Annotated in this window: 10 protein-coding genes; 7 read left to right on the top strand and 3 right to left on the bottom strand. The window is 55.1% G+C overall.

The genetic code is table 11. The features are described 5' to 3' along the window. Positions 1-17 precede the first annotated feature (17 nt). Both HDF16_RS27650 and HDF16_RS27655 read right to left on the bottom strand, forming a co-directional pair. Positions 18-341: a helix-turn-helix domain-containing protein gene (locus HDF16_RS27650; protein ID WP_184223774.1), complete on the bottom strand. Its 324-nt coding sequence runs from the start codon at positions 339-341 to the stop codon at positions 18-20. After that, positions 319-699 (bottom strand): type II toxin-antitoxin system RelE/ParE family toxin, encoded by a 381-nt coding sequence (locus tag HDF16_RS27655; protein ID WP_184223776.1) that lies wholly within the window; start codon positions 697-699, stop codon positions 319-321. The genes HDF16_RS27650 and HDF16_RS27655 overlap by 23 nt, the downstream gene beginning before the upstream one ends. 75 nt (positions 700-774) lie before the next feature. Here HDF16_RS27655 and HDF16_RS27660 point away from each other — a divergent pair, with 75 nt between their 5' ends. The 4 genes from HDF16_RS27660 to HDF16_RS27675 all read left to right on the top strand — a co-directional run bounded on the left by HDF16_RS27660 (position 775) and on the right by HDF16_RS27675 (position 9,223). Continuing rightward, the gene (locus tag HDF16_RS27660) at positions 775-3,645 is read left to right on the top strand and encodes a TrlF family AAA-like ATPase (RefSeq protein WP_348641455.1); all 2,871 of its coding nucleotides are present in this window, start codon (positions 775-777) and stop codon (positions 3,643-3,645) included. An 88-nt stretch (positions 3,646-3,733) separates the two neighbouring features. Beyond that, positions 3,734-4,938 (top strand): IS3 family transposase gene (locus HDF16_RS27665; RefSeq protein WP_246410343.1). Its coding sequence is split into 2 segments (ribosomal slippage): positions 3,734-4,001 and positions 4,001-4,938, totalling 1,206 coding nucleotides; the frame shifts between segments, so codons are not numbered across the junction. Positions 4,939-5,900: 962 nt separating this feature from the next. Next, complete coding sequence (locus HDF16_RS27670; RefSeq protein WP_184223781.1) at positions 5,901-6,965, top strand: glycosyltransferase family 4 protein; 1,065 nt, start codon at positions 5,901-5,903, stop codon at positions 6,963-6,965. Continuing rightward, positions 6,962-9,223 (top strand): amylo-alpha-1,6-glucosidase, encoded by a 2,262-nt coding sequence (locus HDF16_RS27675; protein ID WP_184223782.1) that lies wholly within the window; start codon positions 6,962-6,964, stop codon positions 9,221-9,223. The genes HDF16_RS27670 and HDF16_RS27675 overlap by 4 nt, the downstream gene beginning before the upstream one ends. Positions 9,224-9,253: 30 nt before the next feature. On the opposite strand, the gene HDF16_RS31025 is transcribed toward HDF16_RS27675, so the two are convergent. Further along, positions 9,254-9,664 (bottom strand): hypothetical protein, encoded by a 411-nt coding sequence (locus tag HDF16_RS31025; RefSeq protein WP_246410345.1) that lies wholly within the window; start codon positions 9,662-9,664, stop codon positions 9,254-9,256. Between the two features lie 266 nt (positions 9,665-9,930). Here HDF16_RS31025 and HDF16_RS27685 point away from each other — a divergent pair, with 266 nt between their 5' ends. The 3 genes from HDF16_RS27685 (at position 9,931) to HDF16_RS27695 (ending at position 12,514) form a co-directional block, all read left to right on the top strand. After that, complete coding sequence (locus HDF16_RS27685; protein ID WP_184223786.1) at positions 9,931-11,091, top strand: IS30 family transposase; 1,161 nt, start codon at positions 9,931-9,933, stop codon at positions 11,089-11,091. Between the two features lie 218 nt (positions 11,092-11,309). After that, complete coding sequence (locus HDF16_RS27690; protein ID WP_184223788.1) at positions 11,310-11,771, top strand: thioredoxin family protein; 462 nt, start codon at positions 11,310-11,312, stop codon at positions 11,769-11,771. Between the two features lie 323 nt (positions 11,772-12,094). Continuing rightward, on the top strand, positions 12,095-12,514 hold the full coding sequence (locus tag HDF16_RS27695; protein WP_348641456.1) for a recombinase family protein: 420 nt from the start codon (positions 12,095-12,097) through the stop codon (positions 12,512-12,514). The last annotated feature ends 333 nt before the right edge of the window (positions 12,515-12,847 follow it).

Genomic DNA, 12,847 nt, shown 5'->3' on the forward strand with positions numbered 1-12,847 from the left:
AATGCTGAGAAACGCGGTTAGGCCAACATCTTCAACCCATGCTTTTGCACAATCATAAGCAGCTTGATCGCCATGCCACTCGGCCGCTTCACTCCAGTTTCCCATTTCTCGACGGTCGATTCACTTGTATTGAGGTAACGCGCAAATACGGGCTGGCTTACTTGTTGGCTTTCCCGGATCATCTTGATCTGCTCAGGGTCGATGGTATCGGGCATCACGAGACAAGATTCATCGAACCCACGCATCGTTTCTTTATCGATACTGCCCGCCTTGTACATTCCCGTCGCCGCGCTGTGAATCGCTCCGAACGCATCACTTTTATACTTGCGACTGTTTTTCATGGCATATCTCCACGAGTTCTTTGAGTTGCACTTCCTTGGCGAGCTCCCCCTCTGTTTTCCGGGCATACAGCCCAGCTAACGCACGGAAGCTCACAAGTTCGTCATCTTCAATGTCGGCTCGATCTTGCTTAGCAAACAAATACGCGTAAACCCCATACTGCTGCCCCCGAGCCAGGATTATTGATCGATACTGGTTCTTGCTCAAGCGTTTCTTATAGACGCCGCCACCGAGATCGTCAGCTTGACCGAGCATGACTTGAAGAATAGCGGTACAAAGCTCGTCATCGGTGATGCGAGCCTTTTTTGAGGCTTTGGCAAACCAAGCTGTCTTGAAGACCCGTTCCGCGCCAGACGTCATCCCCAATAGTATCACCAGGTGCTACTATTGTTTCGCATCTCCAAGTCGACCCTGTTGAGGAAGTGAGGATGGACTGTGCCTTTTCGTGCGTGTGGTTCACTGTGGAATCGTTGGGATCTTCATTTTCACACTCCCGCGTCATTCGACTATCAAAACAAGAGCGTAACAAATGACCAAATCGTTGCGAGTCTTCTGGCTGCGGGAGTATCGGTGGTGGCAATCACCGATCATCACACCATAGATGTCGACCGGATCGGACGCCTGCAGGAGCTTGGTGGCGACACCCTGACGGTGTTGCCAGGGATTGAGTTCCGAACAGAATTGGGAGGCAAAGACAAGGTCCATCTAATCGGAATCTTCCCAGAGGATTGCAACCTACGGGAGCTTTGGACCATGCTCTGCGGAAAGCTGGAGTTAACACCCGACAAAATCAAGGATCGCGGCGGCGATCAGGCTATCTACGTGGATTTCCAAAAGACTGCCGAATTGATCCGGCTCCACGGCGGGGTTGTGACCACTCATGCGGGTCGCAAGAGCAACTCGATTGAGAGCATCGGGAACAATGAAGCGTTTAAGATTGCGCTAAAAACGGACTTGGCGAGAGACTTCGTAGATATCTATGAGGTGGGCAGACCGACTGACTGCGAAGGATACGAAACAGTCGTCTTCCCGAGCATTGGAAAACGCCTGCCCCTCATCATGGGCTCCGATAATCACGATGCCACCAAGTATGAAGTAAAAACGCCATGCTGGATCAAGGGAGATCCTTCATTCCAGACCTTTCAACAGCTATGCAGTGATCCGCAACGTGCTGCCCTCGGTGACAGTCCGGGCGAAACGGCACGGATCGAAAGCAATCCGACAAAGTACGTGGCCGAAGTCTCGTTCACTAAAGTAGCCGACTCGAAAGTGACAGAAGAGTGGTTTGTCGGCAGTGTGCCGATCAATCCCGGGCTCGTCGCAATTATCGGCAACAAGGGAAGTGGCAAAACAGCACTCGCTGAGATCATCGGATTACTTGGGAACTGCGAATCATCGCAATCTTTCTCGTTCCTGAACGAACGTAAGTTTCGGCAGCCGCGAAACAACAAAGCCAAGGCATTCCAAGCCACTATGCGCTGGCGTAGCTCCCATATGGTTACGAGGCTGCTCTCGGATACAACGAACGCAGACGCGCCACCGGAAGTTTCGTACATCCCCCAGAGCTACTTGGAGGAGATCTGCAACGAAGTAAATGATGTTCCCGGTAGCGCCTTTGATCGGGAGTTGCAATCTGTGATTTTCTCCCACGTATCAGAAGATAAGAAACTTGGGACGCAATCACTCCAAAAGTTAATTGAGTTTAGCACCGCACCGCTTGAGGAACGCATAACTGCTCTACGGCTAGAACTGAGCGAGATCAACAAGCAAATAGTCGCGTTGGAGCAGCGGGATTCACAAACTAATCGGCAAATGTTGTTGAACCTCAAAGAAGGGAAAAACCGAGAGCTAGAGGCGCATGATGCAATCAAACCGGCGGAGGTCCCGAAACCCAACACTGATCCGGCGCAGCAGGCGGAGATGGAGGCGATCGGAGCACAAATTGAAGCCATTAACACTGAGCGCGATGCGCTAGCGAAGGCGATCACGGCCTCACAATCGATTCGAGCTACAGCAGCCATAAGAATCGCCAGTGCGGGCCGTATAACTCAGCAGCTCCGTAATTTTGAGGCTGCTTACAGAAACGCGCTCCTAGCGATCAAAGCTGATTGTGATGTCCTGGGCATCAAGCCGGAAGATCTCATCAGCATTTTGATCAACGAAGTTCCTGTGAGTGCGGCATCCGGAGAGGCAACAGCGGCGGCAGCGACCGAACTCAATAACATGACGGAACGGCAGGAGAAGGCCGCAAGGCTTAGGGCTGAGGTCGAGGTGCTAACTGAGCGTCTCGATGCCCCAAACAGTGCCCATCAACGATACGTCGAGACGCTGCGCACATGGGCGGACCAGCGAGCCGCAATTGTAGGTACGCAAGACAAGCCCGATTCCCTCACATATATCTCTCGACAGATTTATGAACTAGACCAACTTCCTACGCTCTTAGCGTCAGCCAGAGAATCCCGGACAGCAAAGGTGAAGGAGGTCTTTGCACAGATTGAAAAGATCGTTCTCGTCTACAGAACGCTGTACCATCCGGTGCATGAGTTTGTGATGCGCAATCAGGTCGCGAAGAAGAAGTTTGATCTTCAGTTCGACGCGAGTATTGTGACCGTCGGCCTCGACGAAATCGTACTTGGCAAGGTGAACCTCAATCGCAAGGGCTCTTTCAATGGCGTAGAGGAGGGCAAACGGGCTTTGAAGAATATGGCGGCTACGGCTGACTTCCAAACCGCATCCGGCGTGGCTTCTTTCTGCAATGAGTTGATGAGCAGGTTCTATCAAGATCATCGCAGTTTACCCCCGGTATCCGTGAGCTTGATGGAGCAGTTGCGCGCGAACGTCGAACCGTCGATGCTCATGGACGCTATTTACGGCCTAGAGTATCTGAAACCAAAGTATCAGTTGAAGTGGTCTGATAAAACGATCGAGGAACTCTCGCCTGGCGAGCGTGGGACTCTTCTTTTGATCTTCTACTTGCTCATCGATCGACGGGATGTACCGCTTATCATTGACCAGCCAGAAGATAATCTGGACAATCAGACTGTCTACGACATGCTCGTGGCTTGCCTGAGAGAGGCACGCAAGCGCCGTCAAGTGATTATCGTGACGCACAACCCTAATCTCGCCGTTGTATGCGATGCCGATCAAATTATTCACTCTCAAATCGACAAAAAGGGCAATCATCGGGTTACATACACTGCGGGCTCGTTGGAAAACCCAGTAACCAATAAGCTCAGCATCATGGTCTTAGAAGGAACACGTCCGGCGTTCGTTCAGCGAGATCGCAAATACCACGAAGAAGAATAAAAGTTTCCTGACAGATGACGTTGTCGTGGTGGAGTGCCCTGCTTGAAATGTGCCAGTGGATAAGAGAGACACTGAACAAGGAGAGCGTATGGGACGAGGGAAGAAGTACCAACCTGAGCAGGTGGTAAATCTGTTGCGGCAGATCGAAGTAGCCGTGGCGAACGGGAAGACGACAGCTCTGGCGTGCAAGGAAGCCGGGATCGTGGAGCAGACGTACTTCCGTTGGCGTAAGGAGTACGGCGGGTTGCAGGTGGACCAGGCGAAGCGGCTGAAGGAGTTGGAGCAGGAGAACTCGAAGCTGAAGCGTCTGGTTGCGAACCTGAGCCTGGACAACCTTGTGTTGAAGGACTTCGCCTCGGGAAACTTCTAAGCCCTGAGCGACGACGGATCGCAGCAGACCATGCGCAGCAGAAGCATGGGATGACGGAGCGCAGGGCGTGTCGGCTGGCCAACCAGCCGCGCGGCACGCAGCGCTACCATGCGATCCGGCGTGAAGACGAAGATGCACTCACGCAGGCGATCGTTCAGCTTGCCAGCCAGTACGGTCGTTATGGCTATCGCCGGATCACGGCGTTGCTGCGGCGAGCGGGCTGGCGGGTGGGTAAGGACCGCGTGGAGCGTATCTGGCGTCGCGAGGGGCTGAAGGTTCCGCAGAAGCAGAAGCCACGAGGACGTCTGTGGCTCAACGATGGATCGTGTGTGCGGCTGAGGCCGGAGCGGCGGAACCATGTATGGAGCTACGACTTCGTCAGCGCTCGGACGCATGACGGCCGCAGCGTACGGCTTCTCAACCTGATCGACGAACACACGCGCGAGAGCCTGCTGGTGCGTGCGGAACGCCGCTGGTCCAGCTCCAGGGTCATCTCTGCGCTGGCCGATGTGATGGTGATGAAGGGCGTGCCGGAACACCTTCGCTCGGACAATGGGCCGGAGTTCGTCGCGAAAGACCTACGGAAATGGCTGGCAAAGACAGGAGCAAAGACGCTGTACATCGAGCCCGGTTCGCCGTGGGAGAACGGCTACTGCGAGAGCTTCAACTCCAAACTTAGGGACGAGTTCCTCAACGGAGAGATCTTCTACTCGATGAAAGAACTGCGCGTGCTGGCCGAACGCTGGCGCGTCCACTACAACACCATCCGGCCACACTCTTCGCTAGGCTACAGGGCACCAGCACCAGAGGCCTGGCTGGCATCTACTGCTTGGCCGCAAGGGGAGCCAGTCGCTTCGCTCCCGGCTCCCCTTGCGGCCACATCCTGCATCGATCTGACCTCAGAAATCGTTGCGCTACACTAACTCATCCAATGGCACAAAAGATCGGGCACTCCACAGTACGTCCTCACTTAGGCCGCCATCAACGTGGTTCGGATCGCATCCTGGACGAATGGGACCCGGTGGCAACGTCCGCTGCTCACACTTCGTGGCTCTACAGTTCCAAGCAGCTTGAATTCGTCACCAGTGTCAATGTTGGGTTCATCCCGAGACGCATTCGCTCAACCTCAGCAGGGTCGATCTCATAGTTGCGCGGTCGTAGAGCGCGGTGGCCCGGACGGATTCATGACCAACCATCTGCTGCACGATCTCCAGCTGCCGCCGTTCTGCAGGCAGGTGGTGATTTCGGGGGCTCGGAAGCGCTCAAAAATGAGAGATCCCTCCATAACCTTCCGCAACTGGTTGGCGCACCTGTTCAGCCCTCGTTGTGTTCCGCTGGAGCTCAAGCGCCCTGCTATGGCTTACGAAACGTGTCTCTGCCTCGTGACTCACGGGAAGCTGAGGTTGGCTATGCATCGGTGAATTCAAAATCGTCTGAACGAGCATGGTGCAGCGTACCCATAGTCAAGCATTGGTCACAATCACCCAAACAGGGAAGTTATCCGACGTGACCGGTATTCTTGAGGCGAGTTGATGCCTGTTATCGGATACTTCTTCCACCTTCGATCAGGCAGACCTGTGGCGACGGACTGATCCGTGCTGCCCAACGTACTTTTTGCGCTGCCAAGAGCAGCACGAAGGTAGCCACACGCGACGCCATGTGTCTATGGCTGCGGGGCGTCCTTCCCGCTGGCTGCTTTGTCTGAGACTTTAGGGATTCCCAGGTGTCCGATTCGCATCTTCGAAGCATCACACTAAACGAATACGAACGGGTCGATGAGACAGCATCCCCCATATTCCTCTGCAAGATGTCCGCACCGTGCAAATTCCCTGTGAAGCCGGAGTCTGTTCAGTTTGAGTGGACGATAAACTGCGAGGCTCTGCACATGCGTATTGCTCTGATTGCGTCTCCCTTCATCTCTGTCCCCCCGACCCGTTATGGCGGCACCGAACTCTTCATCTCCCATCTTGCGGAAGGATTGCAGCGAAAAGGAATTGAAACGGTGGTGTACTGCAATGGCGATTCGACCGTCGGTGTAGAGAAACGCGCGTGCTATCCGCACGCCGAATGGCCCCTCGCTACCGAAACTTCCGGTATGTTGAAAGAGCTGGATCATCTGTCTTGGTCGATTGAAGAAGCCGCGAAGACATGCGACCTCATCCATATCAACAGTGCGCCAGCTATCACCTACTCCAGATACGTATCTGCGCCCTTCGTCTGTACCTTGCATCACCCGCACGAGATTGCCTTGACGCGCATGTACGAGCGCTACCCAGAGATTCACTATGCGGCCATCAGTCAGCACCAAGCTTCCGTCCACCCTACACTCGCAGTCACAACGATCCATCACGGTATCGATACGACCAAGTACAGGCTGCAAGCAAAGAAGGAAGACTACCTCTGCTTCCTAGGGAGGATCGCTCCAATTAAGGGCGTTCATACTGCAATCGAGGTCGCAAAGCGTGCGGGGATTCCGCTGAAGATCGCCGGCGAAATCCAGCCGATCTTCCGAGACTACTTCGACGCCATGATCAAACCGCACATTGATGGACACTTCATCGAGTATGTGGGTGAAGCGGATTTGGACATGAAAAACCAACTGCTTGGCGGCTCCCGTGGACTTCTCTTTCCGATCCAGTGGAGCGAACCCTTCGGACTCGTGATGGTTGAGGCGATGGCCTGCGGTACCCCCGTGTTCGCCTTCCCCGGTGGGGCTGTGCCCGAGATCGTTCGAACGGGTGTCTCCGGCACTATTAGTTCCTCCGCGGAGGAGATGGCAGCAGCTGTGAAGGATACGACTTACTCGCCAGAGCTCATCCGCAGTTGGGTCGAGCAAAGGTTTTCGGTGGACATCATGGTCCAACACTACATCGACCTGTATCAAAGAATTCTCGCCAACGGCTTCGACTCAGAAGCCAAGGTGCATCTCGTCGAAGAGGTTGCGGCATGACCTATGCTCCCGCCGCAGACATGAAACTGGAAGAAATGGGATTGCGGTCGATTCCTGCACCTCCTGAGCCTCGTGTCCGTTACACGGAACCTCACCTCTCCAATGTGGAGAGCTTGGCACTTATCCGCGGCAGAACGTTCTTCGTGTCTGACCGCACAGGTAACTTGATGCCACCGAGCGCTCCCCATGTCGGTCTGTTCCGCGAAGATACTCGCTACCTGAGCCAGATCGAACTGCTGGTGAACGGCCACACGCCAATTGTGCTCTCTGCAACGACCGAAGGCGCCTACGCTAACCGCGTGGAGTTGACTGTGAAAGGAAGCTTGCCGGGCGAGGGCCTGGACATACCGGTCAACACAGTCTTCGTACATAGGGAGCAGATCCTCGAGAATGAGGGACTGCATGACATGCTTCAGATCCAGAACTTTCACAACGAGAAGGCGCATCTCGTCATCGAGATGACCTACGACTGTGATTTCATGGATATTTTTCAGGTGCGCGGCATTATTCGTGGCAAGAGCGGACGCTATTTCGAGCCGCTCGCCACCGAGACGCGGATAACCTTCGTCTATGAAGGCCTTGACGATCGCGTTCGCACCACAACTATTTCCTTCGATCCCACTCCATCCACGATCTCAGGGCGCACCGCAAGATGGGAGCTTGACTTGCAGCCACGTGGGCAGGCACGTATTACGTCGACGATCGTGACGCAGGCTCTATCGAAGCACTCGCTGCCCTCAAGTTTCACGTCTTCGTCCATCGTGCCCCCTTGGATGAGCGAAGACGAAAAAGTGGAGGAACACGAAGAGAAGCTGCATCTTGGTCTGACTTCGTGGGAGCAGGATTGCACGAAGTTCAAATCGAGCAATGAGATCTTCAACACGATGCTCTGCACGTCTTTGCTGGACTTCTATTCGCTACAGATCCCCGAGGGCCCAAACAAGGCGATCGCAGCCGGCGTCCCTTGGTTCGCCGCACTCTTCGGTAGAGACTCGCTCATCTCATCCTTTCAGACATTGGCACTCAATCCCTCCTTAGCTCGTGGCACGTTGCGCTCTCTCGCGGCCCGTCAAGGAAAGGTGGAGTGCGCTGACAATGACGAGGAGCCCGGCAAGATTCTGCACGAACTGCGCTTTGGCGAAATGACAGCGACCGGCGAGGTCGCCTTTGGGAGGAACTACGGCTCTGTCGATGCCACTCCGCTCTTTATCATTCTGCTGAGCGAGTACTTCCAATGGACTGGCGACCAGGAGCTCTTGGAGGAGATGAGGTCGCCACTTTATGCCGCGCTCAGGTGGCTCCTTGAATATGGCGACTTGGATGGTGACGGCTTAATTGAGTATCACCGGAAGACCGACAAAGGCCTGCTGAACCAGGGCTGGAAGGACTCTGGGGACGCAATGGCGCATGCCGATGGAACGCTTGCGGCGGCACCGATTGCGCTAATCGAGGAGCAAGGGTATGCGGCCGATGCCTTCCGGCGAGCCGCTGCGCTGATGCATCTGTTTGGCGATCCCGAGCAGGCGGACCGGCTGACGACGCGCTCAAACGAGCTGGTGCAAAAGCTGGATCAATTGTTCTGGCTGACTGAGGGCCGATATTATGCAATGGCGCTTGACCAGGATAAGCGACAGCTTGCCGTGATCTCCTCTAATCCCGGGCATCTGCTATTCACCCAAACCGTCAGCGCTCCGCGAGCGCTAGATCTGGTGACAAAACTGATGGCACAGGGCCTCTTCTCCGGCTGGGGCATCCGTACCCTCTCGGATGAAGAACAAACCTATAACCCGATGAGCTACCACCGGGGATCCGTGTGGCCGCATGACAACTCGTTGATCGCGTACGGAATGGCCAGCTACGGCCATAAGCGGGAGGCCTCGGCAGTTCTGTCAGCGCTGTTTCAAGCGGCGCTTCACTTCCGCGAATACCGGCTGCCGGAGTTATTCTGCGGGAACGAGAGGCATCATCGGGATGAGCCGGTACAGTATCCAGTTTCCTGCTCACCGCAAGCCTGGGCCTCCGGGACACCCATTCTGATCCTCACGGCGCTGCTGGGTCTCAACCCAGACGCGTCAGGCAGAGAGCTCAAGATAGTGAATCCTCATCTACCGGAATTCCTTACTTTCCTTGAGGTCCGTGACCTGCGCATCGGAAAGAGCTGGCTCGATCTGGATTTTGTTCGTCTAGGGGATAGAACTTCGTGTCGAGTGGTGGGGCGAAGGGGCGAAGAACTGGCGGTCAACATCACCTATCGTTAAGTGTAAACGCTATCGCAGCCGGATCTCTTACTATTCGGATGGCGTGGTCGAGGCGCAAAATGCCAAAGGTGGACTCTTCGGGTTCGACCGCAGCCAACAGATTGCAATCCAGCCGGCAAAAGACAAAGCCGCAACGACGAAACGCTTCGGCAGATCCGACGACATTCCATTCGTTGCCATCACGAGGACGACCTCCGCAGCTACAAACGCAGCTGCCTGACGAATCTCAGGAAAGTTGATTGGCGAAAACGGCGATTTAGGCAAGTCGCGCAACTGGAAGATGAAAATCGCCGAAATTGCCGCCTGACTTGGGGCAAATCCAACAACGCTATCACTGGGGCAATCTGGCGGGACAGATTGGCCGCCGCTGATCCTGAAACCGGAAAGAATCCTCTGATCTGTCGCAAAACGTATAGCAATAGAGGCCGCTTTCGAGACCAAGTTCCGCGACACGCGTTTGGCCCATATGTGGAGGAGCAAAGCTTACAAGTTTAGCGACAAACCAGCCTATGTAGGAGCCTACAAGCACCGATCAAGTCTGAAGGAGAGAAAACGCCGTCACAGATTGCCCCCAGCCACTGTATTCTTAGGTTCAACCCTAGGATCCTGATTCTTCTGGCCCAGCGAGTTCCCGCGAAGTCGGTGCGAGCTCAAGTGGTCGATGCGACACCATCTGATAGAAATGATTTCTTTTCGAAGTGGTGTTGATGATACAAGGAAGACCGTTTGGATTTTCTTCTGATCAGAAGGTGGACATCTGGCGACGTTGGAAGTTGGGCGAGTCGTTACATGAGATCGGTCGTGCCTTCAACAAGGACCATGGCTCGATTCAGTTCGTGATATCGCTGCACGGCGGGATAGCTCCTGCCGTTCGCCGACGCTCTCTAAGAACGCTCACACTGGCCGAGAGGGAGGAGATCTCACGAGGCATTGCTTCCGGGTCATCGATCCGCGAGATAGCCCGAGGTCTCAAGCGAGCTGCGTCGACCGTGAGCCGGGAGGTGGCACGCCACGGCGGTCGGCCTTTGTATCGAGCCAGTGGAGCCGACCATCAGGCCTGGAAGTCGGCTCGGCGGCCTAAGCCCTGTCGGCTTGCCAACCATAGAAAGCTGCGCCTGATTGTAGCCAGTAAACTGATCCTGCATTGGTCGCCGGAGCAGATCTCCGGCTGGTTGAAGAGACGATATCCCAACAACGAAAGCATGCCCGTGTCCCACGAGACCATCTATCGCAGCTTATTCATCCAGGCTCGAGGGGTCCTGAAGAAAGAGCTGATGCAGCACCTTCGCTCCAAGAGGCGGATTCGCCGCTCGGTGCATGCTCGAGCTGGCGGACATTCCCAAGGCCAGATCGTCGATGCCGTCTCTATCCGGGAGAGACCTGCAGAGGTTGAAGACCGAGCCATACCAGGCCACTGGGAGGGTGATCTGCTCGCCGGCACCGGCAACAGTCACATCGCAACCCTGGTGGAACGGCATTCGCGTTTTACTATCCTGGTCAAAGTTCCTGGCAAAGACACCGCAACCGTGGTCGACGCACTGAGCCGCCAGGTTCGAAAGCTGCCCGCCTCTCTGCGGCGCTCGTTGACTTGGGACCGTGGGCTGGAGATGGCCAAACACAAAAGCTTCACCGTAGCCACGAAGGTGCAAGTCTACTTCTGTGATCCACAGAGCCCTTGGCAACGCGGCTCCAACGAAAATACAAACGGACTTCTGAGACAGTACTTCCCTAAGAAGACTGACTTATCCGGCTACTCCCAAGCAGACCTCAACAAGGTTGCCCTGCAACTAAACCAACGCCCGAGAATGACATTGGACTTCGAAACTCCAGCAGCTAAACTCCATGCCAGTGTTGCATCGATCCATTGAGACCGCCTCGACTTTCCGGCATGTTGGCTTGGCGCATGGTTTCACCTTCCGGATATCAACTGAAGCCGAAACCGTTGCGAGAGGAATGTTGCGGTCCGCGAAGGTTATGTTGGAAGATACGATGCATGAGAAGTATTCGCGCTTTGTTGCTTCTAGGTTTGCTTGGTTCACCCGGGTTAGGTCAGACCGGTTCTCGAAACGTGCAGACTGCGAGCCAGATGCTTACGCATGCTGAAGCAACCGCGAAAAGGCAGCATAAAAACGTCATGCTCGTCTTCACTGCTTCATGGTGCGGTCCTTGTCACTTACTGCAGAACTTTCTGGCCGATCCGGCTATCCGCCCGATCTTCGACCGGCATTTTGTCAAGGTTACCGTCTTCCACGCAGAGCACGTCCGTCGTCGGGACACTCCGGGTGCAGACCAGATGCTTGATTCGCTCCAAGACACGGACACGAGCATCCCGTTTATAGCCATGTTGGGTGGCAACGGAAAACTCATCGTCGATTCAGTTCGGCCGGTGTACGGTCGCGGCAGGGACATCGAGTACAACATCGGTTTTCCTTACGACCCGAACAGCCAAGTTTGGTTCCTTGAGATGCTGCGACGGGGTGCTCCGTCCCTCACGTCAAGCGAGACCCAAACAATCCGTAAGTGGTTATTCCAACACAAAGGCAACTAGCGAAAGGGACCAACCTTGAAACGGTAATTAGAGATTTGAACCGTGAGACAAACTCTGCCAAAAAAAGGGCTCCGAGAGCATCGCTGCAATACGGACTTAGGTCCCGAGAAACGGCAAGCCTTTGTTCATTCTTTCTACGGACGTAGAAGAAATGTAACAAGGGGTAAAGACGATGGCGAAGGCCAAGGTTGTGAACTACCTAAGGGTTTCAACGGCTCGGCAGGGAACTAGCGGCCTGGGACTCGAAGCACAGCGCGCCGCCGTCGCCGGATTTCTGAACGGGGGAGATTGGACCCTGGTGCAGGAGGGCTTGGAGGTGGAGAGTGGCAAGCGCAATGATCGGCCAGTTCGTGGCGGTCGATATGCCCCAGGCAAATCGGTTCGTGGTCCACATCCTGGCTGCGGTCGCCGTGCAAGAAGCTGAGGCCATCTCAAAGAGGACCAAGGCAGCTCTCGCCGCCGCAAAAGCGCGGGGAACGAAGCTCGGCGGCCGGCGCGTCTCGGCTGAGCGGTTCGCAGAGATCGGAGCTGCAGCTCGCCAGGTGCGTAGCCAGAAAGCGAGCCGGGTCCGCGCGGAACTCCTTCCGACCATCACAGCCATCCAAGCAACCGGCGCGAGCTCGCTCCGCGCGATCGCGGCAGAACTCAACGTTAGCGAGATCCACACGCCCCGAAGACTTGGGGAATGGTCTGCGGTGCAGGTTCAAAGGGTTATGGAACAGAAGTGCAAAACCCTTAGTTGACCGTGATACATAAACCAAAGGACCCCAGCATTCGCTTTACCTGTGGCATCGCCATAAGCGAGCGGAGAACTCCTCGTGAACATACGGCAATAATCGCTGTCAGAAACAGGAGCTTCGGGTGTCGTAACAGCGAATTCTCGGCAAAAAGCATAGGAGCACCCATGAATCGAGAATACATCTGCGGCTCGATAGACAAGTTTGATGAATATTACAGGTTCAGTGACCGCGAATACCCGTCTGAAATGTCCGTTTCAGGAGTAACAGCACGGACTGGGCTGCTCATTCACGCCGTCGCCTGATAAGATTGCGCCAAACCTCCAGGAGTCTCTCATG

This window comes from Granulicella aggregans (assembly GCF_014203275.1).
GTDB lineage: Bacteria > Acidobacteriota > Terriglobia > Terriglobales > Acidobacteriaceae > Edaphobacter.

Coding starts and splice junctions, on each gene's coding strand:
- HDF16_RS27675 (WP_184223782.1), top strand. CDS start 6,962: ATGACCTATGCTCCCGCCGCAGACATGAAACTGGAAGAAATGGGATTG.
- HDF16_RS27690 (WP_184223788.1), top strand. CDS start 11,310: ATGCTTACGCATGCTGAAGCAACCGCGAAAAGGCAGCATAAAAACGTC.
- HDF16_RS27650 (WP_184223774.1), bottom strand. CDS start 341: ATGAAAAACAGTCGCAAGTATAAAAGTGATGCGTTCGGAGCGATTCAC.
- HDF16_RS27685 (WP_184223786.1), top strand. CDS start 9,931: ATGATACAAGGAAGACCGTTTGGATTTTCTTCTGATCAGAAGGTGGAC.
- HDF16_RS27655 (WP_184223776.1), bottom strand. CDS start 699: ATGACGTCTGGCGCGGAACGGGTCTTCAAGACAGCTTGGTTTGCCAAA.
- HDF16_RS27670 (WP_184223781.1), top strand. CDS start 5,901: ATGCGTATTGCTCTGATTGCGTCTCCCTTCATCTCTGTCCCCCCGACC.